Genomic DNA, 23,833 nt, shown 5'->3' on the forward strand with positions numbered 1-23,833 from the left:
GCTATTGGTGCACCGCCGCCCGTCTATTTGATCAGTCGATGAAAATCAATCGGCCGACGACGGAGGAGTCGCCTTCGTCTTACGCGCGGCCGGTTTGCGAGTGCGCGGTTTCGGCGCATCGGCCTTCGCCTCGAGCGCTTTTGCTGCCCCCTCCGATGCGTTGGTCACCGAATCGACCGCCGCAGCCTGGACTTCGATCAAGGGCTGCGCCGACGCCGCCGTTGGCGCCTCCGCGGGCAGCGCGGGAGAAGCCGATTCAACTGCCAACTTGGCCGGTGCACGAGACGATCGCGAAACCCTCGCGTCCACGTCCAGCCACTCCTTCTGCTCGCCGAAACCGACATGCGGCAACGACGCACGCAGCATCACCCGCACCGCGTCCTGCTCTCCCGCCGGGTCGAGCGGTGCCACCAGCGCCTCGATCCGCGGCAGCCACGGCAGGAAGAAATCGATGGCTGCAGGCTGGTCGGGGCGGCCTGCAGCAAGCGCGGGCAGCCAGGGGTTCGGCGCCGAGACGACAGAATCGAACCACATCTGCCATTGCCGAGCCCAGAACGCGTTCCAGTCCTGGAACATCGACCATGGCTGCAGGTATGCGGACATCAGCACTGCCGGCTCCGTTGCGAGCCCGCTCGGCTCACCCGATCTGCTTTCATACATGTTCACCCCCGTTGCGAAGATTGCGCTGCGCAGCTTAGCTGAAGCCGCAAACGGCGATTCCGCTCAGCGCCGGCGGAACTGGGCCGGCCGCGGCGCACCGGTTGCTGCCGGTCGCTCGTCCTTGTGGCGGAAGCTGATGCGCGCCTTCGTCAGATCGTACGGCGACAGTTCGACACTGACCTTGTCGCCGGCAAGGATGCGGATGCGGTGTTTGCGCATCTTGCCCGATGCATAGGCCTGCACCTCGATTCCGTTTTCGAGCGTCACTCGAAAGCGCGTGTCCGGCAGCACTTCGTTGACGACACCTTCCATTTCCAGCAATTCTTCCTTGGCCATTTCATCATCCTTTCATGCATTCGTGGGGCGGACCGGAGCGCGTCGAGCGGAGCCGGTTCGTGGTTCATGCGGCGTCTCGGGGGGAATGACATCAGTCCCTTCCCCGCCAGATGGCACCTCGCCCCAGACGTTTCTGGATGGAACGACGACAGGCGCGGGACGTTAAGTACCGCGTTGGACGGAACGCAGGATTGTTCGCTGCGTTCGGGAGGCCAGAGGAAAGTGCCGGGAAGACTGCAAGAGAGCCGGTTGCAGTCGGTTCCACCGGGCGCCGGATTCAACCTGCAGACTATACAGGATTATGCCCGTCGGCCCCAACTCGCACTGCTCCCGGGAACAGAACGCCACGAAGTCCTTCGTCGATTCCTTATAATCCGGGCATGACGAACCCCAAGTCCCACGCCGAATTCACCGTGCTCTTCGCGGACCTCGCCGGGAGCACCCAACTTTACGAGCGCGTCGGGGATGCGCTCGCCTTCAGGCTCGTCGAGCAGTGTCTGCAGCTGGCGCGGAGCGAAATCGAACAGCGCGGCGGCCGGGTCGCAAAACACACGGGCGACGGCTTGATGGCGGTCTTCGCCGACGCGAACCGCGCGGCAGAGGCCGCATTGCGCATCCACCAGGCGGTGCGCGATCTGCCGCTTTCGTCCGGACAGAAAATCGCGGTGCGACTCGGTTTCCATACCGGTCCGGTTGTCGAAAGCGAGAACGACGTCTTCGGCGACACGGTCAACGTCGCCGCCCGCCTGCTCGAACTCGCATCGCCCGGCCGCGCCATCACGTCCGCCGAGACGGCGCGGCAACTCGAACCCGAGTGGCGCGTCCTGCTGCGGCCCTTGAAACCACGGACGCTCCGCGGAGTGTCGCGGCTCACCAGCCCGTTCGAACTCGTCTGCGACTCGCCCGGCGACCTCACGGTCGTCCAGTCAGTCAATCTGGAGGCGGAGGAAAAACCCGAGCTCCGGCTGTATCTCGGCGCACAGTCCGTCGTGCTCGACGAGCGGAACCCGAGCGTGCGCCTCGGTCGCGACCCGTCATCCGAGATTTGCGTCAGCGATACCCGCGCGTCGCGGCAGCACGCGCGGATCGAGTTCCGCGGCGACAAGTTCGTGCTCATCGACCGCAGCAGCAACGGGACCTTTGTCGCAATGGACGACGAGAAGGAGTTTGTGCTGTCGCGCGAGGAGATCGTACTGCGAAAACATGGTTACCTCGCGCTCGGGCGGACCTGCGTCGGCAATCCCTACTCGATCGGATTCGTCTGCATGTAGGTCGGACCCAAGCCGTGCCGCGACCTGTGCACCTGACCGGCGCGCCGGTGTTTCACGGCGCATGCCGGGTCATTCACTTACGGACCGGCTTTTCGTCGGGCCGGCCGACGTCCGCAACGTCGTCGGCGCGGCGCCCGTGCTCGCTGGCCTGCCCGACGATCGCCTCGAGCGAGATCACCTTGGCGCCGCCGAGCGGCCACGGAATCGGCATCCGCATCGAGTAGCGCGTGGCCTCCGACCCCGGCCGGTCGGTTTTCCGCCGCAGCGGAATGATCTGGGCTTCGACCTGCGGCATCCACGACAGGTCCGATGCGCGTCGCAAACCGTCCTTCTGACGCGGTGCCGGCTGTCCGAGCATCCGGAACCCGGCGCTCCACATCCGCTGACTGCCCTGCAGCCAGACATCGAACCACTTCATGCTTTCGGTCATTGCCGATTGCGACCACTTGAGCCAGATCGCCGGATCGAGCGTCTCTGCCTTGCTCGCTGCGTCGTCCGGTGGCTCCGGCCGATTGCGCATATCTCCAGCCTTCATATCCCCTCCAAACCTGCGTACCTTCGCGATAGCTTAACGATTGCCGCGTCACGCGGAAAGGAGTGATCCTACAGGCGCCGGACGCGGCCGTCTTCCCGACCGCTGCGCGGCGCTTGGCGACGCGCCAGCTGCGGCCGCCCATCCGGCACCGATTGGAACAAGCGCGAGACACCGACGCGTGCAGAAAAGAAAAGGCGGCGCCCCTCTCGGAGCACCGCCTTCAGCGCCTCAAAGGGCGTAAGTCGTCAGACTTCGACCTTCTCCGCGATCTCGGCGAACTCCGCGATCTGATCGAAGTTCATGTAGCGGTAGATGTCGGCCGCCTTCTGGTTGACGACGCTCACCTGCTCCATGTATTCGCCCACGCTCGGGATCTTGCCCATCAGCGCGCATACCGCAGCGAGTTCGGCCGAGCCGAGATAGACGCGGGTGTCGATGCCGAGGCGGTTCGGGAAGTTGCGCGTCGAGGTCGACATCGCCGTCGAACCCTTGCGAACCTGCGCCTGGTTGCCCATGCACAGCGAGCAGCCCGGCATTTCCATGCGCGCGCCCGACTTGCCGAGCACCGAGTAGTAGCCTTCCTCGTTGAGGATCATCGCGTCCATCTTCGTCGGCGGCGCAATCCACAGACGCGTCGGGATGTCCGACTTGCCGTCGAGGACCTTGCCGGCCGCGCGGAAGTGGCCGATGTTCGTCATGCACGAGCCGATGAACACTTCGTCGATCTTGTCGCCGGCGACCTCGGACAGCAGCTTCACGTCGTCCGGGTCGTTCGGGCACGCGACGATCGGCTCCTTGATGTCGGCGAGGTCGATCTCGATCACGGCCGCGTACTCGGCATCGGCGTCGGCCTTCAGCAGCTGCGGGTTCGCGATCCACTGCTCCATCGCCTTGATGCGGCGGCCGAGCGTGCGCTTGTCTTCGTAGCCGTTCGCGATCATCCACTTCATCAGCGTGATGTTCGAGCGCATGTACTCGATGATCGGCGCCTTGTCGAGGTGCACCGTGCAGCCGGCAGCGGAGCGCTCCGCCGATGCGTCGGTGAGCTCGAACGCCTGCTCGACCTTCAGATCCGGCAGACCTTCGATTTCGAGGATGCGGCCCGAGAAGACGTTCTTCTTGCCCTTCTTCTCGACGGTCAGCAGGCCCTGGCGGATCGCGTACAGCGGAATCGCGTTGACGAGGTCACGCAGCGTGACGCCGGGCTGCATCTTGCCCTTGAAGCGTACGAGCACCGATTCGGGCATGTCGAGGGGCATCACGCCGGTCGCAGCGGCGAAGGCGACGAGGCCGGAACCGGCCGGGAACGAGATGCCGATCGGGAAGCGGGTGTGCGAGTCGCCGCCGGTGCCGACCGTGTCGGGCAGCAGCAGGCGGTTCAGCCACGAGTGGATCACGCCGTCGCCCGGACGCAGCGCGACGCCGCCGCGCGTCGAGATGAAGCCGGGCAGTTCCCGGTGCATCTTGACGTCGACGAGCTTCGGATAGGCGGCGGTGTGGCAGAACGACTGCATCACCATGTCGGCCGAGAAGCCGAGGCAGGCGAGGTCCTTCAGCTCGTCGCGCGTCATCGGGCCGGTCGTGTCCTGCGAACCCACCGTCGTCATCTTCGGTTCGCAGTAGGTCCCCGGGCGGATGCCTTGGCCTTCCGGCAGACCGCAGGCGCGGCCGACCATCTTCTGCGCGAGCGAGAAACCCTTGCCCGAATCGACCGGCGACTGCGGCAGGCGGAACAGCGTCGACGCCGGCAGACCGAGCGCCTCGCGCGCCTTCGCGGTAAGACCGCGGCCGATGATGAGCGGAATGCGGCCGCCGGCGCGCACTTCGTCGAGGATCACGAGGGTCTTCAACTGCGATTCGGCAATCACGGCGCCGTTCTTCAGCGCGGTGACCTTGCCAGTCGCCTGGTCGACCCTGAGTTCGATCTCGTCGCCCATGTCCATCTGGCCCGCGTCGATCTCGATCGGCAGCGCGCCGGCGTCTTCCATCGTGTTGAAGAAGATCGGCGCGATCTTCGAGCCGAGGCACACGCCGCCAAAGCGCTTGTTCGGCACGAACGGGATGTCCTCGCCGGTGAACCACAACACCGAGTTCGTCGCGGACTTGCGCGACGAACCCGTGCCGACGACGTCGCCGACATAGGCGACGAGGTTGCCGCGGGACTTCAGGTCCTCGAGGAACTTGACCGGACCGCGCACGCCCGCCTCTTCCGGGGTGATGCCCGCGCGCGGGTTCTTCAGCATCGCAAGCGCGTGCAGCGGGATGTCGGGGCGCGACCACGCATCCGGAGCCGGCGACAGGTCGTCGGTGTTGGTTTCGCCGGTGACCTTGAACACGGTCAGTTTCTGCACCGCGGGGACTTCCGGACGGCTGGTGAACCACTCGGCATCGGCCCACGACTGCATCACCGCCTTCGCGTTCGCGCTGCCCTTTTCTGCGAGTTCCTTCACGTCGTGGAAGTAGTCGAACATCAGCAGCGTCTTCTTCAGACCTTCCGCCGCGACGGTGCCGACCTCGGCGTCGCCGAGCAGGTCGATCATCGGGCGGATGTTGAAGCCGCCGAGCATCGTGCCGAGCAGCTCGGTCGCCTTCGACCGCGACACCAGCGCACAGCTTTCTTCGCCCTTCGCGACCTTCGCGAGGAACGCGGCCTTGACCTTCGCGGCATCATCGACGCCGGCCGGCACGCGGTAGGTCAGCAGCTCGACGAGGAAGGCTTCCTCGCCCTTCGGAGGGTTCTTCAGCAGGGCGACGAGTTCTTCGGTCTGCTGCTTCGACAGCGGCAGCGGCGGGATGCCGAGGGCGGCACGCTCTGCGACATGGGCGCGGTAGGCTTCAAGCACGGTGCATTCCTTATCGTGACGGTGGCAGGAGTCCGGGGGTCGCCCGGACGACTTGCGAATTATATGTCTTTTATAAGACTTGAGGTGCAATGCAACAATCAGCTCGGTTGCAGCGGCGGGATTCTACTCCTCGACGCCGGCTCCCGGGGATCGCCGGCGGCGAGCGCCGCTCATTGCTTTGCGCGGGGGCTTCAGCTAAACCGGGCAGTGGAACAGGCGGGAACGCAGGTCGCGGCGTGGCGTTCCAACTATCGATCATGATCGCGGGGCTCCATCCGCGGCTTCTGTACCCTCACCTCCAAAGGGAGATCCACGATGCTCCACAATCTGTTCGACACGCTCGGATCGTTCTCGACCCCGTCCGGACGCGAAGGCCGCTTCTATTCACTGCCCGCGCTCGAAACCGCCGGCCTCGGAAAGGTCTCGCGCCTGCCCGTATCGATCCGCATCGTGCTCGAAGCGGTGTTGCGGCACTGCGACGGCAAGAAGGTCACCGAGGAGCACGTGCGGCAACTCGCGGCGTGGGCGCCGAACGGCGCACGGACCGAGGAGATTCCGTTCGTCGTCGCGCGCGTCGTGCTGCAGGACTTCACCGGCGTGCCGCTGCTGTGCGATCTCGCGGCGATGCGCAACGTCGCCGCTGACATGGGCAAGAACCCGAAACTGATCGAGCCGCTCGTGCCGGTCGATCTCGTCGTCGACCACTCGGTGCAGGTCGATCACTATGGCACCCCGATGGCGTTGCGCCAGAACATGGAGCTCGAGTTCCAGCGCAACCGCGAGCGCTACCAGTTCATGAAATGGGGCATGCAGGCGTTCGACACCTTCGGCGTCGTGCCGCCGGGGATCGGCATCGTCCACCAGGTGAACCTCGAATACCTGTTCCGCGGCGTGCGCAGCCAGGGTACGAACGGTCAGGCGCTGTATTTCCCCGACACCCTCGTCGGCACCGACTCGCATACGACGATGATCAACGGCCTCGGCGTCGTAGGCTGGGGTGTCGGCGGCATCGAAGCGGAAGCCGGAATGCTCGGACAGCCGGTCTACCTGCTGACGCCCGACGTGGTCGGGGTCGAACTCAAGGGGCGGCTATCCGAAGGCGTGACCGCGACGGACCTGGTGCTCACGGTCACCGAGATGCTGCGCGCTGCGAAGGTCGTTGGAAAGTTCGTCGAATTCTTCGGCGAAGGAACGGCGAGCCTCACCGTCACCGACCGCGCGACGATCGCGAACATGGCGCCGGAGTATGGCGCGACGATGGGCTTCTTCCCGGTGGATGAGAAGACCGTCGCATACATGCGCGGCACGGGCCGCACCGAAGCCGAATGCGAGTTGTTCGAAGCCTACTTCCGCGAGCAGCGGATGTTCGGCATTCCGCGGGCGGGCGAGATCGATTATTCGCAGACCTTGGCGCTCGACCTCGCGTCGATCGTGCCGTCGCTCGCGGGCCCGAAGCGACCGCAGGATCGCATCGCGCTCACCGACATGGAAGATGTCTTCGACAGCCTGTTTTCGCGGCCCATTTCGGAGAACGGCTTCGGCCAGCCCGAGGCGGCGCTCGGCACGCGCTTCCCGACGAAGCTGCCGGGCGTGGACCTCGGCCACGGCGACATCCTCATCGCCGCGATCACGTCGTGCACGAACACCAGCAACCCGGCCGTGCTGATCGCCGCCGGCCTGCTGGCGAAGAAGGCAGTGCAGAAAGGACTGACGGTGAAACCGCACGTGAAGACCTCGCTCGCCCCCGGGTCGCGCGTGGTCACCGAATATCTGCAGAAGGCCGGGCTGCTCGAGCCGCTCGCGCAACTCGGCTTCGCGCTCGCCGGATACGGCTGCACCACCTGCATCGGCAACGCGGGCGATCTCGCGCCCGAGCTGAACGAGGCGATCAACGAACATGACGTCATCGCCGCGGCGGTCCTGTCGGGCAACCGCAACTTCGAGGCGCGGATCCACCCGAACATCCGCGCGAACTTCCTCGCGTCACCGCCGCTCGTCGTCGCCTTCGCGATCGCCGGCCGCGCGAACGTCGACCTCGTCGAGAATCCGCTCGGCACGGGCAGCGACGGCCATCATGTGTACCTGAAGGACATCTGGCCGACCTCCGACGAAATCGCGGCGATCATGCCGCTCGCGATGGACCCGGCGACGTTCGAGCGCCTGTATGCCGACTTCACGAAAGGCCACGACCTCTGGAACGAGATTCCGGCGACGGCGGGACAGGTCTACGAGTGGCCGGAGTCGACGTACATCGCGCGTCCGCCCTTCTTCGAGGGCTTCACGATGGACACCGGCGCGATCGGCGACATCGTCGGCGCAAAACCGCTGTTGATCCTCGGCGATTCGGTGACGACCGACCACATCTCGCCGGCGGGTTCGTTCCGCGAGACGACGCCGGCCGGCCAGTGGCTGATGTCGAAAGGCGTGACCCGCCCGGACTTCAACTCCTACGGTTCGCGCCGCGGCAACCACGACGTGATGGTCCGCGGGACCTTCGCCAACGTGCGGGTCAAGAACATGATGCTGCCGCCGCGCGAGGACGGTTCGCGCGTGGAGGGCGGCTACACCTTGTACGACGGCGGGCAGACCACGGTCTACGACGCCGCGATGCAGTACATGGCGAGCGGCACGCCGACGGTCGTGCTCGCGGGCGAAGAATACGGCACCGGGTCGAGCCGCGACTGGGCGGCGAAGGGAACGCAGCTGCTCGGCGTGCGGGCGGTCGTCGCGCGCAGCTTCGAGCGCATCCACCGCTCCAACCTCGTCGGCATGGGCGTGCTGCCGCTGCAGTTCAAGGGCGACGATTCGTGGCAGACGCTCGCCATCGACGGGTCGGAGCGCTTCGATATCCGGGGCGTGAGCGCCGATCTCGGGCCGCAGCAGGATCTCACGCTCGTCATCCACCGCGCGGGAGGCGAAACGCAGGAAGTGCCGGTGCTGTGCCGCATCGACACGCCGATCGAGGTCGATTACTACCGCCACGGCGGCATCCTGCCCTACGTGCTGCGCGAGATCCTGGGGCAGCCGGAATAACGAATGGCATCTATCGCAAACGCCACGCCCTGTCCGTGCCAGTCGGGGAAACCCTTTGAGGACTGCTGCGCGCCGCTGATCTCGGGCGAACTGCTGCCCGAGACCGCGGAGGCGCTGATGCGCAGCCGCTATACCGCGTACACGCTGCGCGATGAGCCGTATCTGCTCGCCACCTGGGAACCGTCCCGGCGGCCGCAGTCCCTCGACTTCACGCCGGAGCCCGCGCCGAAATGGATCGGGCTGCAGATCCGGCAATCCGTGCAGACGGGTGTCGATACCGCGATCGTCGAGTTCGTCGCCCGCTACCGGATAGGCGGGCGGGCGCACCGGCTGCACGAGACGAGCCGGTTCAAGCTCACCGACGGGCGATGGATGTATGTGGACGGAGATATCGCAGAGTGAGCACGGGAGGGATGCCCGGGTGTGATGGACGCATATAATCGCGGCTCGATCATCACGCCGTTTGTGAAAACGGGAACCGCATGAACCTCGAAAAAGTCATTTTCGGCTTCTTTATCGTCCTGGCTGCCACGCTGAACTTCGGCTTTTTCGTCGGCGAGATCGACAACCCCGCCCACCACGACATCTACGAACTCTTCGCCGCGATCGTCGTCAGCCTGATCGCCACCGTTCTGAAATTCGGCGACCGCACGCAGATCGGCGCGGTGCACCTGTCGACGAGCCTCGTCGCGGACCTCCAGCTGATCGCCGCGGCGATGGTCTGGGGCTATGCCGCCCACGTCTCGAGCCAGGGCGTGACGACGGAAATGGTCGCCCGGATCGTGTCGCTGTCGGGCGGCGCGCTGTTCGCGAACGTCGTGTCGGTCGTGATCCTGATCGCCGAAACGATCATGCAGCGGCGCTGACCTCCCGAAGCGCTGCCGGAGACGTCCCCGTGCTGCGGCATCACAGCAGTATTTTCCTGATCATGCGCCGCCTGCGGGCGCCGCTGATCCTGCTCATCTGCATCATGTCGATCTCGGTGCTCGGGCTCACGCTCGCACCCGGCGAAGACGCGGATGGCAACCGCACGTATCTGAGCTTCTTCCACGCGCTCTATTTCATCAGCTACACCGCGACGACGATCGGTTTCGGCGAGATCCCGTACGCGTTCTCCGACCAGCAGCGGCTGTGGGTGACGCTGTGCATCTATCTGTCCGTGGTCGGCTGGGCCTACACACTGGGAACCGTGTTCTCGCTGCTTTCCGACCGCAGCCTGCAACAGGCGATCCGCACGCAGACCTTCCTCGGGACCGTCCATCGCCTGCGCGAACCTTTCCTGCTCGTCTGCGGCTACGGCGAAACCGGCCGGCTGCTGTGCGCGGGGCTGGACCACCTCGGCTACCGCGCCGTCGTCGTCGAGCTCGACGAGGTGAAGGTCGGGGAAATCGAGCTGCACAGCTACCGCGCCGACATCCCCGCCCTCGCCGCCGATGCGCGAAATCCCGAGATCCTGAAGTTCGCGGGCCTCGATCACCCATCGTGCATCGGTGTCGTCGCACTCACCGACGACGACAGCGCGAACCTCGCGATCGCGATCGCCGCGCGTCTCCTGGCGCCGAAAATTCCGGCGCTGTGCCGCGCCTCGGCGCCGGAAGTCGCCGCGAACATGGCCTCGTTCGGCACTCGCCACATCATCAACCCGTTCGAGAAGTTCGCCGAATATCTCGCGCTCGCGCTGCATGCGCCCGCGGCCTGGCAGCTCCTGATCTGGCTCACTGGCCTGCCGGGATCGACCGTCGAACAGCAGCGGGATCCGCCGAAAGGCGAATGGATCGTCTGCGGGCACGGCCGCTTCGGGCAAATGCTGGTGCACGCGATGGAACGCGAATCGGTGCCGTTGACGATCATCGACCGCTTGCCACCGGAGGACCTCACCCATCGCTGGGTGCAGGGCGACGGTACGGGCGCCTCCGCGCTCGAGCAGGCACGGGTCCGCCACGCGGTCGGCATCGTCGCGGCGACCGGCAACGACGTCCACAACCTGTCGATCGCCGTCACCGCGCGCGAACTCAACCCGGCCCTGTTCGTGATCCTGCGGCAGAACCACTACGCGAATCGCGCGCTGTTCGACGCCTACGACTCCGACGTCGACGTGGTGCCGAGCAAGATCATCGCCCACGAATGCCTCGCGATCCTGACGACGCCGCTACTCGTCCCGTTTCTCGACGAGGTGAAGCGGCGCGACGAAGCATGGTGCGACAAGTGGCTCACGACGCTGACCGGCCGCTTCGGCTGGCAGGTGCCCGTGGTATGGAGCGAACGGCTGAACATTTCGCAGGCCCCCGCGCTGTACCGCACGCTGATGGACGGCGCCGAAGTCATGCTCGCGCAGATCCTCCGCTCTCCGGCGAACCGGGATGACCCGCTCGGCGGCGTCGCGCTATACCTGCGCTGCGACGACGGCGATCACGTGATGATGCCTGCGGCCGAGACCCGACTGCGCGCCGGCGACGAGTTGCTGTTCGTGGGCACGCCCGACGCCAGAAGCGAACTCAAGCTGACGCTCTCGCACGAGCACGTGCTGGCCTATGTGCTGACCGGCCGCGAACAGCCCGGCGGCTGGGTCTGGGAGAAGCTCGCGCGCTGGAAGGAAGCGAAGGCCGCCTCGTAGCGCAGGCTCCGCGGCTCCGCGCCACGTTCCGCGCGAGCCACCCGGAGAGCGGCGGCGGGCCACGGAACCAGGCGGATCCGCAGTCATGCGGCGGCAACGAGCACGACCGTCTCGCTGCCGAAACTCACCGTCTGACCCGGTCTCAGCTTCGCGCGCTTGCGCGACTCGGCGTGCCCGTCGACGCGCACGAGTCCCGCTTCGACCGCCGAGTGAGCCTCCCCGCCCGTCCCGGTCAGCCCGGTGGCCTTGAGAAGCTGATCGAGCTGGATATATTCGCCGCGCACGGCAAACGAAATCGTCATTGCATCCTCCGGCGCGCCGCGTCCAGGCGCGCAATCGACATTGATCGAACCAAAGCCGTCAGCCTACACTCGCAGCTCACTTCCCGCGGCGATTCCCACATGACGGCTCTTCTTCTGCCCCGAATCGACCAGACCCACGACGCGGCCAATGCGTCCGGCGCGCTCCAGCCGATCCGGACCGAACGCGAGGTGATGCAGGACGGCGGCATCGACTTCACGGTCCGCTGGGTTTCCTCGCTCGAGCGCAAGGACTCGGACCGGCTTTCGGCCGCGCTGCGCCGCGATCCCGATTTCGACCCGTTCCTGCCGCCCGACCCGGCCCTGACGGTCGGACCCCTCGGCGACGGGCACCTCGCGGTGCTCAACAAGTTTCCGGTGATCGCCCGCCACCTCCTGATCGTCACGCGCGACTTCGTATCGCAGACGTTGCCGCTCGACATCGCCGACTTCACCGCACTGGCGAAAGTGATGAGCGAGCTCGGCGGACTCGGCTTCTACAACGGTGGAACCGAGGCCGGCGCCAGCCAGCGCCACAAGCACCTGCAATGGATCCCGGAAGCCGCAAGAGGCGCGAAACTGAGCATGTTTACCGCCCGGCTGCCGAACGATCTGCCTCTCGGCAGCACGACCGTCCGCGACGATCTGCCTTGGCGCCACTGCTTTGTCCGCATCCCGACCGACGTCGGCTGCGACGCCGCTGAATTTGGCGCCGCACTCCACGCTGCTTTCATTCGCGCATGCGGCGCGCTCGACCTGGCCTGCGATCGCGATCCGATGCCCCCGTACAACCTGCTGACGGGCGGCGGCTGGCTGGTGGTGATCCCGCGCAGCCGCGAGCATTGCGAGAAGATCTCGGTCAATGCCCTCGGCTTCGCCGGCGGGCTGTTCGTACCACGGCCCGAACTCATCGACACGGTCCGCGCGATCGGTCCGCTGAAGCTGCTGACGTCGGTCGGCTTCGCCCGCTAGCGGTGGCGGAGCGACGCTCGCGCGACGATTAACGTGGAGTCGAGCGGGAACAGCACCTGCAATCCGTTCGCCGCACGTAGTCCGGCGCACTTCGGGTCCGTCGTCGCCTTCGCACCAGCAGAAGTAGACGCGGAAGGGAACGGTGCAGAGGCCGCAGTCGAGGCACGGATTCGGGCGCACATTTTTAGTTATGCCGACACAAGCTGTGGTTGAATATTTCGAACTTCGGACTACGGATCAGAGCGGAGGCAACCCATGGCGCGAGCGCGCACGGTCGCATGCGTCCTCACCGATGCCGAGCGCCGCGTAAGGGGCGAAGTCGCGGCACGGCGACGGACGGGATGCGTACAGAGTGCAGCGCACCCGCTCCCCGATCCGCCCTTCGAGCGCGACGCAGCGCGGGGCCGCCGCGTCCGTCCCGCGCATGCGCACGAGATTCGTGGTTACCGTGACCGCAAACGCGTCCGGCACGCCACCGGGGCTCGCGCTCGCCAGTTCGGACGGATGGAAGTCCACGCGGAACGCGGCGCAGCAGGCGCCGCAACGGGTGCAGTGATCGTCGTTCATGGTTGAGGAAACCGGGTCGGCTGCGGACCGGAGGGCCGGCCGCGCGACCTTGGTTGCGCCGTGCTGCGCTCCGGCGTTATGCCTTCGGTGCGCCACCCTTAAGTGCTAGACGGCGGCTCCGCAGCATTTCTTGTATTTCTTGCCACTGCCGCACGGGCACGCGTCGTTGCGCCCGGCCGCCGCGGGAGACGGAGCGAGCGGCGCGTCGGTGGGCAGCACCTCGACCTGCCACAGTTCCAATGCCTGCCACCGGCCGATGATCACGCCGAGCCCGGCCACCGCGATTTCCAGCCACTTCAGACGCGTGTCGTCGTCCGCTTCGGCGGCCGACTCGTCCGCCCAGGGCGCGAGGATCGTCTCGATCATCTCGCCGACCATCTTCGCCGCGTCCTCCGGGACCGTGCTCTCCCAGCCTTCGGGCCACAGTTCGAGCCCCTGCGCGAAACCTTCGACCCACTCCTCGCCGATGCCGAGCGAGTCGCCTTCGCTTGCCGCATAGCAGAACGGCTCCCAAGCTTCGGGGTCGTCGAGCGTCGTCGCGAGTTCGTTGTAATAGCGGCGAACGAGGCGAATGGCCCGCTGCATCTGGCTGCCGGAACCGAAGGACACGTCCTCGCCGTGGGCCGACCAGACGTCCGGGAGCCACCGCTCGGGCGGAATGCGCACCGGCGACGCGAGCACCGCCGCGAGGAAACCGTCGAGCATCTCGAGGTCCATGCAGTCTTCCGGCACCGCGTCGGAGGTCAGCAATTCTTCGAGCGCCTCGAATTCGGCGTCGTCGAGCAAATGGGAGTTGGGTGCCTCGGGGGCGTCGGCTACGTCAGCAGTCATGGGGCGTTCTCCGTCAGGTCCGCGAGAGTGAGCCATCGCGCGGCGTCGCGCAAGCGTCTTCGTCGAGGTCGCACACTAGACGATACAGCGGCTGTCCCGAGTCGCGATACTTGCGCTCGAACGGCGTCAGCGGCACCGGCGCCTCGAAAGTCTCCCAACCGGTTTCACGGCCGGTCGCGAGCGACAGCGCGCACGCGAATTCCTCGATGTACACGCGCCAGTTCGTGCGGCACTCGAGCACGCCGCCGAGGCGCGGAATGAACGGAAACACCGGATGAGCGTGCCAGCGCCGCGCGAGGTGACCGATCTTCGGCCACGGGTTCGGGTACAGGATGTAGTGGCGTGCGAGCTTCAGACCCGCGTCGCAGCAGAGGCGCCAGTAATCGACGAGGTCGGCGCGGACGAACACCATGTTTTTCGGCAGCAACGCCTCCGGATAAGGCTTGCGCCGCTCGAGTCTGTCCTGCGACTGGTCGACGCCGATGACCCAGTGATCCGGAAAGCTGCGCGCGAGCTGGATGGTGCTGTGGCCGACGCCGCAGCCCGCGTCGAGGATCAGCGGCGCACGTTGGTCCCAGCGTTCGAGGCTCGCGGCGAACGCCGCGCGGTTGTAATCCGCGTAGGGCTTGCGGAACGGCTCGGCGAGGTGGCGCTCGACACGGCGAACCAGTTGCTCGTGGATGCCCGATTGGGCGCTCGCGGGAATGCGGGAATTCGCGTAACTCATGGCTTCAGGCGGCCTGGGCGACGGCATCCGGAACGATGCGGTGACGCAGCAGGACGTGGTCGATTTCGACGGGCCGGCGCAACGGCCGCAGTTCCTGGTAAAGGGTCTCGGCGCGCGGAAAGCTCCGTCGCAAGAGGTTCAGCCACTGCTTGATGCGGCCGGGCGCGTGCGTCGGCTGCACTTTCTGTTGCACCTGCTCCCAGAACAGCGCGAGCAGCGGGCGCAGCTCCTGCCACTCGAGCTCGCGCCGCGCCGGATCTTCCGGGTGCCCGGACATGGTTGCGGCGCTGTCGCGGATGCGCCGGACGAGAAAGGGGTCGGCGGCCGCGCCACGTCCGATCATGACGTCAGGGACGCCGCTTGCGGCGCGGCAGCGCTGCCAGTCGGCCGCACTCCAGATCTCTCCGTTCGCGATCACCGGAATCGACACGACGTCGGCGATGCGCCCGACCCACTCCCAGTGCGCAGGGGGATGATAGCCGTCGAGCTTCGTTCGTGCATGCACGACGAGCTCCTCGACTCCGCCGTCCGCGAGGGCGCGCGCGCAGTCGAGCGCCCGGCTCGCGTCGACGACGCCGAGCCGCATCTTCGCCGTGAACGGCATCCCGCGTGGCATCGCCTTTCTCACGGCTGTCGCAATCGCAAACAGCAGTTCCGGCTCGTCGAGCAACACCGCGCCGCCACGATGGCGATTCACCGTCGGAGCCGGGCAACCGAAGTTCAGATCGATGCCGGGCGGGCCCAGTCGCGCCAGCTGCGCGGCGTTATCGGCGAGACAGGCAGGATCGGAGCCGAGAAGCTGAACGCGCACCGGCGTGCCCGCGCGCGTCGCGCCGCCGAGTTCGAGCTCCGGGCAAATCCGCTTGAAGACGCGCGGCGGCAGCAGCGAGTCGGAAACCCGGATGAACTCCGCAACCGCCCAGTCGTAGCCGTCGACTCGCGTCAGCACGTCGCGCAGCACCGCATCGAGCAGACCTTCCATCGGCGCCAGAACGAGCCGCACGCGAACCCCCTCGAAAACCACGCATTGTAAGAGCAAATGCGTCGGCGGACGCGGCCGACGCTTGCTTTCGCGCTTTCCATCCCCGATAATCCCGCGTTTCCACCGTTTCACAGGGCGGCCACATTCACCGCCCGCTGCTCGAGGATCTACCATGAAAGCGGACATCCATCCGAACTACAAAGAGGTCGAAGTGACCTGCTCCTGCGGCAACACCTTCATGACGCGTTCGACGCTCGGCAAGCCGGCCCTGCACGTCGAAGTGTGCGCGGCGTGCCATCCGTTCTACACGGGCAAGCAGAAGATCGTCGACACCGCGGGCCGCGTCGAGCGCTTCCGCCAGAAGTACGGCAACGTCCAGCGCGGCTGAGCTTCACCCGGTTTTCGTAAAAAGGCAGCTTCGGCTGCCTTTTTTGTTCGTCCGGCCCTTTGCGCCGGGATTCCGGCCGGACCCCGCGGCCGGCATATGCCGCCCATGCCGGCCGCTTGCGACTAGAATTCCATCCCGGGTGGCGCATCGACCCGCAGCGACACTCACACGCTTTCCGGAACGGCCCGACTCACGACCGATATCGTATGACCGGCGACTCACGCTCTCCTTCCCTTTTACAGCAGCGAATCTACGGCGCGGTCGGGCTCGCGCTGCTGGTCGCGCTGTATCTGCTCTCCGGCCTCGTCGGGCACGACCCGTGGCGGGGTGACGACGCGCGCCACTTCGGCCCGATCTTCGAAATCCTGAACGGCAACGGGCTGCTGTTTCCCTCGATCGCCGGCGAACCTTCGACGAGCTTTCCGCCGCTGTATTACTGGACCGGCGCGGTTTTCGCGGCGCTCTTCGGCTCGCTGCTGCCCTTGCACGACGGCGCCCGGCTCGCGAGCGCCCTTTACACGGCCCTCGCGATCTTCTGGGTCGCGCGCGCGGCATCCCGGCTCTACGGCAAGCACACCGGCACGCCCGCCGCGTTGCTGATGCTCGGCACGCTGGGGCTCGTGCTCCACGCGCACGAAACGCAGCCGCTGGTTGCCTTGATGGCGATGCAGGCGATGACGCTCGCGGGGCTGTCGCTGATTCCGACGCGCCCCGCCTTGGGCAGCGTCCAGGCCGGCAGCGGTGCGGCACTCGCGTTCCTTGCCGCGGGGCCGGAGGGGACGGTGCTGACGCTGCCGCTCTTCCTCGCGATCGTGATCTGCTCGCCGGAATGCCGGAACCCCCGCGCGACGGGCGGCCTGATCCTCGGCCTGAGCCTCGCGCTCGGCGTGACCGCAATTTGGCCGCTGGTCTTGCATTACCAAGCGCCGGAGTTGCTGACGCTATGGTGGCGCACCGAATGGGTGCCGCTCGGTTCTACGATGGTCCCCGCCGGGGAGTTCCCCAGACTCGTCGAGCTTTTCGGCTGGTTCGCGTGGCCGTTATGGCCGATCGCGCTGTGGTCCCTGTGGCGGATGCGACGACAATTACTGCGCATCTCCTGGATGCTCCCGATCACCGCATTTCTTCTGTCGCTCGGCTGGATCATCGTCGCCGGCAACGTCCGGCAGGCGACTTTGCTCCCGTTGATCCCGCCGCTGGCGCTACTCGCCGCAGCCGGCGTTCCGATGCTCAGGCGCGGCGCTGCCAGCGCCTTCGACTGGTTCGCCGTGATGACCTTCATCGTGTTCGCGGTGCTGGTCTGGATCGCCTGGACCGCTCAGGTGTTCTCCTGGCCACCGGGACTCGCACGCCACGTGGAAAAGGTCGCTCCGGGCTTCGAACTGACCGGCACGTTCAAGCAGGGCTTCCTCGCGGTCGGCATCGTCGTCGGATGGATCGCGCTGATCTGGCGACTGCCGCGCCGAACGAGTCGCGGCCCGGCGAGTTGGGCGATGGGGATGACCATGCTGTGGTGCCTGGCCGTCGTGCTGCTGATGCCGTGGTTCAATCATGACCGCAGCTATCGCCCGGTCGCCGACTCGCTCGCGATCGCGCTCGCGGGTGAACGCCAGGATTGTGTCGCCGCAATCGGTCTTTCGCCGAGCCAGCGCGCATCGTTCCACTACTTCGCCGGCCTGCGGCCCGTGTCGGTATCAGGTAACGAAACTTCTTGTCCATTTCTGCTCGTTTATGATGAGCGCAGCCCCGCGACGATCCGCCCAGCGGCCGAATGGCAACAGATATGGCAGTACAGCCGCGGGGGTGGCAAACAACTCGAGATCTTCCGCCTCTATCGCCGTGACTGAATCCTTCATCCCGCCGCAGCACCTGCCCGCCTGGACTTCGCTCGAGGGCCACGCGGCCCGGCTCGGTCGGACGCGACAAACCGCGCTTTTCGAAAGCGACCCGATCCGCTTCGACACGCTGTCGTTCCACCACGACGGCCTGCTGCTCGACCTGTCCAAGCAGGCGCTCGACCTTCCCGCGCTCGCGACGCTCGTCGAGCTTGCCGAGCAGTCCGGGCTACGGACCGGCATCGACGAACTGTTCGCGGGTCGGCAGCTCAATTTCACCGAGCGCCGCGCCGCGCTGCACATGGCGTTGCGCGGCGGTTGTCCGGCACCGGACAACGAAGCGGCCGAACTGGCGCGCACTCACGCACGGATGCGCGAATTCGTCGCAGCGCTGCGTGGAGGTGGCTTGAACGGTGCAACGGGGGAGCGCATCCGGCTCGTCGTCAATCTCGGCATCGGCGGCTCCGACCTCGGCCCGCGGATGGCCGTCGAAGCGCTGGACACTCCCCGCGACCGGAACGATCTCGACGTCCGCTTCGTCGCGAACATCGATCCGCGCGACCTCGATGAAACGCTCGCCGACGCCGATCCGGCGACCACGCTCTTCATCGTCTCGTCGAAGAGCTTTTCGACCGCCGAAACGCTCGCGAACGCGACCGCGGCGCGAGCATGGCTGCGGGCAACGCTCGGCCCCGACGTCGACCTGAGGTCGCACTTCGCCGCGGTGAGCAACGCGACGGAAACCGCCGTCGCATTCGGCATCCTGCCCGAGCGGGTGTTTTCGCTTCCCGAATGGGTCGGGGGGCGCTATTCGGTCTGGTCGGCGATCGGCATGCCACTGATGCTCGCGATCGGCGAAGACCAATTCGACCGGTTCCTCGTCGGCGCGCGGTCGATGGACGTGCATTTCCACGACGCCCCACTCGCGCGCAACCTCCCCGCGCTGATGGGCCTCACCGGCCTGTGGAACACCGATTTCCTCGGCATCGAAAGCCTCGCACTGCTGCCCTACGCACACGGTCTGCGTAGTTTCGCGGCGTGGCTGCAGCAACTCGAAATGGAAAGCAACGGCAAGCGCTGCCTGCGCAACGGCTCACCGACAGCGGTCCCGACTTCGCCGATCGTCTGGGGCGGAGTGGGCACCGTCGGCCAGCACGCCTTCCATCAGCTCTTCTACCAGGGCACCCGCAAGGTCGCGCTCGACTTCATCGTGCCGGTCGGCAGGGACGAACCGCGACAGCGGGCGCTCGTCGACAACGCGCTCGCGCAATCGGCGGCGCTGATGGCGGGACGCGATCACCGCACTGCGCTGGCAGGCTTGCGCGACAAGGGGCTTGAGGACTCCGAGGCGGAGCGTCTCGCCCCGCATCTCGTCTGCCCGGGCGACCAGCCGGGCACGACGCTGCTGCTGCCCGAGCTGAACCCGTACACCCTCGGCCAGTTGATGGCGCTGTACGAGCACAAGGTGTTCGTACAGGGGTGGATATGGGGCATCGACAGTTTCGATCAGTACGGCGTCGAACTCGGGAAAGAGATGGCGCGGCAGGTCGCCGCGGGCGGCACTCGCGAGCAGGATTCATCGACGGCGGGCTTGCTCGCGGCCGCCGCGTCGATGCGCAAGACGCGCGGCAGCTGAGCGTCGGTCTGGCGGCTCGGTGACGCGAGCCGATTCAGCGCGCGGGCTGAGTCACGAGGGGTGGCGAACGGCCGAGCGGCCATTCCCCCACGGTCACGCCGTCAGGCGCAAGAAGTTGTCGCGGTAATGGCGTAGTTCGTCGATCGATTCATGGATGTCGGCGAGCGCCTCGTGCTTGCCCTTCTTGTCGACACCCTTGTACACCTCCGGCCGCCAGCGCTTGGCGAGTTCCTTCAGCGTCGAAACATCGAGGTTGCGGTAATGGAACCACCCCTCCAGGGCAGGCATGTAGCGCGCGAGGAAGCGGCGGTCCTGGCAGATCGAATTGCCGCACATCGGCGACGTGCGCGCGGGAACGTACTGCTGCAGGAACGCGAGCATCTGCGATTCGGCATCAGCCTCGCCGATCGTCGACGCCTTCACGCGATCCACGAGCCCGGATTTGCCGTGCGTGTTGCGATTCCAGTCGTCCATGCCGTCGAGCACGTGGTCGGGCTGGTGCACTGCGATCACCGGCGCTTCGGCGACGACGTTCAGTTGCGAATCGGTGATCACGATGGCGATCTCGATGATGCGGTCGCGATCGGGCTCCAGCCCGGTCATCTCCATGTCGAGCCAGATGAGGTGGTTTTGATCCTGTGCCATAATCTTTTCGGCCCGGTTAAGCAAACCGGGATTGTGGCATAGAAGCCCACTGCCACACCCACCACGGCTCCCGGATGTCTCCCCAAGCGTTTTCGATCCTGTTCGTCGTCGCCTTACTGCTGACGCTGCTCGTCAAGCTCGCGCTGATGCGCCGGCAGATCCGTCACGTCCGCGCTCGGCGCGACTCGGTGCCCGCGCCGTTCTCCGAATCGATCGCGCTGGAATCGCACCGTCGCGCCGCCGATTACACGGGCGCCCGGATGCGTCTCGCGATCGTGGACGCTGCCGTCAACACCGGCTTCGTGCTCGTGCTCACGCTCGGCGGCGGGCTGCAGGCTATCCATGACGTGACGGCGACATGGTTCGACGCCGGGGGCATCGCCCACGGCGTCGCGCTGCTCGCGATCGTCGCGCTGCTCGGCTGGGTCGTCGACCTGCCGTTTTCGCTCGCTCGCACCTTCGGGATCGAGAAACTGTTCGGCTTCAACCGCATGACGCCCGGGCTCTTCGTCGCCGACCTCGTGCGCGAAGGGCTGCTCGCCGCGGTGATCGGCCTGCCGGTGCTCGCGGCGGTGCTGTGGCTGATGGGTGCGATGGGCGAGCTCTGGTGGCTGTGGGTGTGGCTGTTCTGGATCGGGTTCAACCTGGTCGCGCTGTTTGCGTGGCCGGCCTTCATCGCGCCGATGTTCAACAAATTCACACCGCTCGCCGACGAAACGCTGAAAGCGCGCGTGGAAGGCTTGCTCGACCGCTGCGGCTTCCGTTCGCGCGGGCTGTTCGTGATGGACGGCTCGCGCCGCTCGGCGCACGGCAACGCGTATTTCACCGGCTTCGGCGCCGCGAAACGCATCGTCTTCTTCGACACCTTGCTCGAAAAGCTGCAACCCGAGGAAGTCGAAGCCGTGCTCGCGCACGAACTCGGGCATTTCCATCACCGGCACATCTGGAAGCGGTTTTCGGTGATCGCCGCGGCGAGCCTGGGGCTGCTGTGGCTGCTCGGCTGGCTGATGGAGCGCGCATGGTTCTTCACCGGCCTCGGGATGGACAGCACGACGACGGGCGGGACGGCCGTCGCGCTCGCGCTGTTCGCTCTGGCGTTGCCGGCCTTCACGTTTCCGTTCGGACCGCTGATGACCCATTGGTCGCGCAAGCACGAGTTCCAGGCCGACGCGTACGCGTCGCGCCACACACATGCGGAGGATCTCGCAACGGCCCTCGTGAAGCTCTACCGCGACAACGCCTCCACGCTGACGCCCGACCCGTTGTACTCCCGCGTCTTCGACTCCCATCCGCCCGCCGCGCTGCGCGTCTCGCGCCTGCGCTCAGCCTTCCGCGAGCCGTCGCCGACGTGACTTCCCCTGCCCGACGCACTGCGGACGCTCGGCTCGACGGCGTGATCACCGCCGCGTTCGGCCGTCATTACGAAGTCGAAATCCAGCATTCCGGCGATGCCGGTAATGGCGAGACGGCACCGCTGAAATGCTATCCGCGCGGCAAGAAGAGCGTGTTCGCATGCGGCGACGAAGTCGAAGTGACGCCGACCGGGAGCGCTCAAGGGGTGATCGAGCAGCTGCGCCCGCGGCGCAATCTCCTGTGGCGCTCCGATGCCTTCCGCGAAAAGCTCATCGCCGCGAACCTGACGCAAGTGATCCTCGTCGTCGCGACCGAGCCGGGCTTCTCCGACATGCTGATTTCCCGCTGCATCGCCGCGGCCGAGAGCCAGCAGATCAAGACCCTGATCGTGCTGAACAAGGCGGATCTGCAGCAGCAGCTGCCGATGGCACGAACCCAACTCGCCCCCTTCGAACGGCTCGGCTATCCCGTGCTCGAGCTGAGCGCGCGGGAAGGCGCCGACGCGCTGCGGCCCAAGCTCGCCGGGGAGCGCAGCATCCTCGTCGGGCAATCCGGCATGGGTAAATCGACGCTGACGAACGCGCTCGTGCCCGCTGCCCGGGCCGCGACGCGCGAGATTTCCGAAGCGTTGAATAGCGGGAAACACACGACCACCTTCGCCCGCCTCTATCCGATCGACAACGGGTGGCTGATCGACAGCCCCGGACTGCAGGCTTTCGGCCTCGCGCACCTCGGCGCGGACGAGCTCGCCGAAAGCTTCGTCGAATTCCATCCCTACCTCGGCAAATGCCGCTTCCGCGACTGTCAGCACGAGGCCGAGCCCGGATGCGCGCTGCGAGCCGCGATCGGCGCAGGCGCGATCGATCCGCGCCGCTTCGAGCACTACCGGCAGATCCGCGACGAAATCGCCGTCGCGAAGCGGCAAACGCAAGGCTGGTGATTGTTCTTGCCGGATGGAGAACACGCCATGCAGGCCGCGTCCCGAACGGCGCGCGAATCCTGGGAATCCGCTCACCCCGATGAGAGCCGCCGACGCTCGGGTAATTGATCGGCGCGTCCGGAAGCAGAACAAAAAAAAACCCCGCCGGAGCGGGGTTTCGTTTCGCCGACTGGCGCGATCAGACGCGTTCCCAGATCGTCGTGATGCCCTGGCCGCCGCCGATGCACATCGTCGCCATGCCGTAACGGCCGTTCGTACGAATCAGCTCGTGCAGCAGCTTGGTGATGATGACCCCGCCGGTCGCGCCGACCGGGTGGCCGAGCGCAATCGCTCCGCCGTTCGGGTTGGTCTTCGCCGGATCGAGTTCGAGGCCCTTGTTGACCGCGATCGACTGGGCGGCGAACGCCTCGTTCGACTCGATGACGTCGATCTTGTCGAGCGACAGGCCGGCGCGCTGCAGCGCGAGCTTCGACGCCGGGATCGGGCCTTCGCCCATCACATCGTTGGGCACACCGGCGATCGCGTAGGCGACCAGGCGTGCGATCGGCTTGTGGCCGCCCGCCGCAGCTTTCGCCGCATCCGCGAGCACCAGGAACGAAGCCGCATCGTTGATGCCCGACGCGTTGCCCGCGGTCACCGAGCCGTCCTTCTTGAACGCCGGCTTCATCTTGCCGAGCGCTTCCAGCGTCGTCATGCGCGGATGTTCGTCGGTATCGAACACGACGGGCCCCTTGCGGGTCTCGAAGGTGATCGGGACGATCTGGCTCTTGAACCGACCGTCTGCGAGCGCGGCAGCTGCGCGCTTCTGCGACTCGAGCGCGAACGCATCCTGCTCTTCGCGGCTGATGTTCCACTTCTGCGTCAGATTCTCGGCCGTGATGCCCATGTGTCCGACGCCGAACGGGTCGGTCAGTACGGCGACCATCGCGTCGATCGCCTTCGTATCGCCCATGCGCGCGCCATTGCGCAGCGCCGGCATCAGGTAGGCGCCGCGCGACATCACTTCGACACCGCCGCCGATCGCGAAATCGGCGTCGCCGAGCATGATCGCCTGGGCGGAGTTCACGATCGCCTGCTGCGCGGAGCCGCACAAGCGGTTGACCGCGAAGGCGACCGAATCCATCGACATGCCGCCCTGGATCGTCGCGACGCGCGCGACGTAGGGATAGCGCGATTCGGTCGGGATGCAGTTACCGACGGTCGCGAACGTGACCTGCTTGGGATCGACGCCGGCACGCGCGATCGCTTCCTTGACGACGACACCGCCCAACTCCGCGGGCTCCATGTCCTTCAGTGAACCGCCGAATCCGCCGACTGCCGAACGCACTGCACTCAGAACCACTACTTCACGATTTGCCATCTCAGT

At 66.4% G+C, this 23,833-nt stretch carries 22 protein-coding genes; 11 read left to right on the plus strand and 11 right to left on the minus strand.

From position 1 onward, the window contains the following. Positions 1–45: 45 nt before the first annotated feature. Entirely contained in the window at positions 46–576 is a 531-nt protein-coding gene (locus tag ROZ37_RS02630) for a hypothetical protein (protein WP_312657264.1), read from the minus strand. A 147-nt stretch (positions 577–723) separates the two neighbouring features. Then, a complete protein-coding gene (infA, locus tag ROZ37_RS02635; protein WP_312657265.1) occupies positions 724–996 on the minus strand; it encodes a translation initiation factor IF-1 in 273 nt (90 codons plus the stop codon). A 380-nt stretch (positions 997–1,376) separates the two neighbouring features. Between infA and ROZ37_RS02640 the strand changes: the two genes are divergently transcribed. Then, on the plus strand, positions 1,377–2,267 hold the full coding sequence (locus ROZ37_RS02640) for an adenylate/guanylate cyclase domain-containing protein (RefSeq protein WP_312657266.1): 891 nt from the start codon (positions 1,377–1,379) through the stop codon (positions 2,265–2,267). A 73-nt stretch (positions 2,268–2,340) separates the two neighbouring features. Here ROZ37_RS02640 and ROZ37_RS02645 read toward each other — a convergent pair whose 3' ends face one another. Both ROZ37_RS02645 and ROZ37_RS02650 read right to left on the minus strand, forming a co-directional pair. Then, the gene (locus ROZ37_RS02645; protein ID WP_312657268.1) at positions 2,341–2,802 is read right to left on the minus strand and encodes a hypothetical protein; all 462 of its coding nucleotides are present in this window, start codon (positions 2,800–2,802) and stop codon (positions 2,341–2,343) included. Positions 2,803–3,047: 245 nt separating this feature from the next. Beyond that, positions 3,048–5,645 carry a bifunctional aconitate hydratase 2/2-methylisocitrate dehydratase gene (locus ROZ37_RS02650; RefSeq protein ID WP_312657269.1) on the minus strand — a complete coding sequence of 866 codons (2,598 nt, stop codon included), beginning with the start codon at positions 5,643–5,645 and terminating at the stop codon, positions 3,048–3,050. 315 nt (positions 5,646–5,960) lie between these two features. Between ROZ37_RS02650 and acnA the strand changes: the two genes are divergently transcribed. From acnA to ROZ37_RS02670, 4 genes are all read left to right on the plus strand, one after another. Next, complete coding sequence (gene acnA, locus ROZ37_RS02655; protein WP_312657270.1) at positions 5,961–8,678, plus strand: aconitate hydratase AcnA; 2,718 nt, start codon at positions 5,961–5,963, stop codon at positions 8,676–8,678. A gap of 3 nt (positions 8,679–8,681) precedes the next feature. Continuing rightward, on the plus strand, positions 8,682–9,080 hold the full coding sequence (locus ROZ37_RS02660) for a YchJ family metal-binding protein (protein WP_312657271.1): 399 nt from the start codon (positions 8,682–8,684) through the stop codon (positions 9,078–9,080). 80 nt (positions 9,081–9,160) lie between these two features. Then, positions 9,161–9,544, plus strand: a complete 384-nt coding sequence (locus ROZ37_RS02665; RefSeq protein WP_312657272.1) for a DUF6394 family protein — start codon at positions 9,161–9,163, stop codon at positions 9,542–9,544. Positions 9,545–9,606: 62 nt separating this feature from the next. After that, the gene (locus ROZ37_RS02670) at positions 9,607–11,292 is read left to right on the plus strand and encodes an NAD-binding protein (protein ID WP_312657496.1); all 1,686 of its coding nucleotides are present in this window, start codon (positions 9,607–9,609) and stop codon (positions 11,290–11,292) included. Between the two features lie 83 nt (positions 11,293–11,375). Here ROZ37_RS02670 and ROZ37_RS02675 read toward each other — a convergent pair whose 3' ends face one another. Beyond that, complete coding sequence (locus ROZ37_RS02675; RefSeq protein ID WP_312657273.1) at positions 11,376–11,594, minus strand: RNA-binding S4 domain-containing protein; 219 nt, start codon at positions 11,592–11,594, stop codon at positions 11,376–11,378. Positions 11,595–11,693: 99 nt separating this feature from the next. Between ROZ37_RS02675 and ROZ37_RS02680 the strand changes: the two genes are divergently transcribed. Further along, positions 11,694–12,563: a DUF4922 domain-containing protein gene (locus ROZ37_RS02680; RefSeq protein WP_312657275.1), complete on the plus strand. Its 870-nt coding sequence runs from the start codon at positions 11,694–11,696 to the stop codon at positions 12,561–12,563. A 237-nt stretch (positions 12,564–12,800) separates the two neighbouring features. Here the strand turns inward: ROZ37_RS02680 and ROZ37_RS02685 are convergent, their stop codons facing one another. The 4 genes from ROZ37_RS02685 to ROZ37_RS02700 form a co-directional block, all read right to left on the minus strand. Next, positions 12,801–13,130 carry a YkgJ family cysteine cluster protein gene (locus tag ROZ37_RS02685; protein WP_312657277.1) on the minus strand — a complete coding sequence of 110 codons (330 nt, stop codon included), beginning with the start codon at positions 13,128–13,130 and terminating at the stop codon, positions 12,801–12,803. A gap of 105 nt (positions 13,131–13,235) precedes the next feature. Further along, positions 13,236–13,961 (minus strand): UPF0149 family protein, encoded by a 726-nt coding sequence (locus tag ROZ37_RS02690; protein ID WP_312657278.1) that lies wholly within the window; start codon positions 13,959–13,961, stop codon positions 13,236–13,238. Between the two features lie 13 nt (positions 13,962–13,974). Further along, entirely contained in the window at positions 13,975–14,688 is a 714-nt protein-coding gene (locus tag ROZ37_RS02695) for a methyltransferase domain-containing protein (protein WP_312657279.1), read from the minus strand. A 4-nt stretch (positions 14,689–14,692) separates the two neighbouring features. Then, positions 14,693–15,691: a tRNA-dihydrouridine synthase gene (locus ROZ37_RS02700; RefSeq protein ID WP_312657280.1), complete on the minus strand. Its 999-nt coding sequence runs from the start codon at positions 15,689–15,691 to the stop codon at positions 14,693–14,695. Between the two features lie 151 nt (positions 15,692–15,842). Here ROZ37_RS02700 and rpmE point away from each other — a divergent pair, with 151 nt between their 5' ends. From rpmE to pgi, 3 genes are all read left to right on the plus strand, one after another. Then, the gene (rpmE, locus tag ROZ37_RS02705) at positions 15,843–16,058 is read left to right on the plus strand and encodes a 50S ribosomal protein L31 (RefSeq protein WP_312657281.1); all 216 of its coding nucleotides are present in this window, start codon (positions 15,843–15,845) and stop codon (positions 16,056–16,058) included. A gap of 206 nt (positions 16,059–16,264) precedes the next feature. Then, the gene (locus ROZ37_RS02710; protein WP_312657284.1) at positions 16,265–17,905 is read left to right on the plus strand and encodes a glycosyltransferase family 39 protein; all 1,641 of its coding nucleotides are present in this window, start codon (positions 16,265–16,267) and stop codon (positions 17,903–17,905) included. After that, complete coding sequence (pgi, locus tag ROZ37_RS02715; protein WP_312657286.1) at positions 17,898–19,529, plus strand: glucose-6-phosphate isomerase; 1,632 nt, start codon at positions 17,898–17,900, stop codon at positions 19,527–19,529. The genes ROZ37_RS02710 and pgi overlap by 8 nt, the downstream gene beginning before the upstream one ends. 93 nt (positions 19,530–19,622) lie before the next feature. Here pgi and orn read toward each other — a convergent pair whose 3' ends face one another. Beyond that, on the minus strand, positions 19,623–20,174 hold the full coding sequence (orn, locus tag ROZ37_RS02720; protein ID WP_312657288.1) for an oligoribonuclease: 552 nt from the start codon (positions 20,172–20,174) through the stop codon (positions 19,623–19,625). A 74-nt stretch (positions 20,175–20,248) separates the two neighbouring features. Here orn and ROZ37_RS02725 point away from each other — a divergent pair, with 74 nt between their 5' ends. Continuing rightward, a complete protein-coding gene (locus tag ROZ37_RS02725; protein ID WP_312657291.1) occupies positions 20,249–21,526 on the plus strand; it encodes a M48 family metallopeptidase in 1,278 nt (425 codons plus the stop codon). Continuing rightward, entirely contained in the window at positions 21,523–22,467 is a 945-nt protein-coding gene (gene rsgA, locus ROZ37_RS02730) for a ribosome small subunit-dependent GTPase A (RefSeq protein ID WP_312657292.1), read from the plus strand. The genes ROZ37_RS02725 and rsgA overlap by 4 nt, the downstream gene beginning before the upstream one ends. Positions 22,468–22,645: 178 nt before the next feature. Here rsgA and ROZ37_RS02735 read toward each other — a convergent pair whose 3' ends face one another. Next, on the minus strand, positions 22,646–23,827 hold the full coding sequence (locus ROZ37_RS02735) for an acetyl-CoA C-acyltransferase family protein (protein ID WP_312657295.1): 1,182 nt from the start codon (positions 23,825–23,827) through the stop codon (positions 22,646–22,648). Positions 23,828–23,833: the final 6 nt, after the last annotated feature.

The sequence above is a fragment of the Aromatoleum sp. genome (assembly GCF_032027225.1).
Classification (GTDB): Bacteria; Pseudomonadota; Gammaproteobacteria; order Burkholderiales; family Rhodocyclaceae; genus Aromatoleum.

Excerpts from the sequence above, each read along its gene's own strand:
- ROZ37_RS02690 (WP_312657278.1), bottom strand. The coding sequence starts at position 13,961 with ATGACTGCTGACGTAGCCGACGCCCCCGAGGCACCCAACTCCCATTTG.
- acnA (WP_312657270.1), top strand. The coding sequence starts at position 5,961 with ATGCTCCACAATCTGTTCGACACGCTCGGATCGTTCTCGACCCCGTCC.
- ROZ37_RS02680 (WP_312657275.1), top strand. The coding sequence starts at position 11,694 with ATGACGGCTCTTCTTCTGCCCCGAATCGACCAGACCCACGACGCGGCC.
- ROZ37_RS02735 (WP_312657295.1), bottom strand. The coding sequence starts at position 23,827 with ATGGCAAATCGTGAAGTAGTGGTTCTGAGTGCAGTGCGTTCGGCAGTC.
- rpmE (WP_312657281.1), top strand. The coding sequence starts at position 15,843 with ATGAAAGCGGACATCCATCCGAACTACAAAGAGGTCGAAGTGACCTGC.
- ROZ37_RS02665 (WP_312657272.1), top strand. The coding sequence starts at position 9,161 with ATGAACCTCGAAAAAGTCATTTTCGGCTTCTTTATCGTCCTGGCTGCC.
- ROZ37_RS02640 (WP_312657266.1), top strand. The coding sequence starts at position 1,377 with ATGACGAACCCCAAGTCCCACGCCGAATTCACCGTGCTCTTCGCGGAC.
- ROZ37_RS02660 (WP_312657271.1), top strand. The coding sequence starts at position 8,682 with ATGGCATCTATCGCAAACGCCACGCCCTGTCCGTGCCAGTCGGGGAAA.
- ROZ37_RS02725 (WP_312657291.1), top strand. The coding sequence starts at position 20,249 with ATGTCTCCCCAAGCGTTTTCGATCCTGTTCGTCGTCGCCTTACTGCTG.
- ROZ37_RS02710 (WP_312657284.1), top strand. The coding sequence starts at position 16,265 with ATGACCGGCGACTCACGCTCTCCTTCCCTTTTACAGCAGCGAATCTAC.
- ROZ37_RS02675 (WP_312657273.1), bottom strand. The coding sequence starts at position 11,594 with ATGACGATTTCGTTTGCCGTGCGCGGCGAATATATCCAGCTCGATCAG.
- infA (WP_312657265.1), bottom strand. The coding sequence starts at position 996 with ATGGCCAAGGAAGAATTGCTGGAAATGGAAGGTGTCGTCAACGAAGTG.
- ROZ37_RS02685 (WP_312657277.1), bottom strand. The coding sequence starts at position 13,130 with ATGAACGACGATCACTGCACCCGTTGCGGCGCCTGCTGCGCCGCGTTC.
- ROZ37_RS02645 (WP_312657268.1), bottom strand. The coding sequence starts at position 2,802 with ATGAAGGCTGGAGATATGCGCAATCGGCCGGAGCCACCGGACGACGCA.
- orn (WP_312657288.1), bottom strand. The coding sequence starts at position 20,174 with ATGGCACAGGATCAAAACCACCTCATCTGGCTCGACATGGAGATGACC.
- ROZ37_RS02695 (WP_312657279.1), bottom strand. The coding sequence starts at position 14,688 with ATGAGTTACGCGAATTCCCGCATTCCCGCGAGCGCCCAATCGGGCATC.
- ROZ37_RS02670 (WP_312657496.1), top strand. The coding sequence starts at position 9,607 with ATGCGCCGCCTGCGGGCGCCGCTGATCCTGCTCATCTGCATCATGTCG.
- ROZ37_RS02630 (WP_312657264.1), bottom strand. The coding sequence starts at position 576 with ATGTTCCAGGACTGGAACGCGTTCTGGGCTCGGCAATGGCAGATGTGG.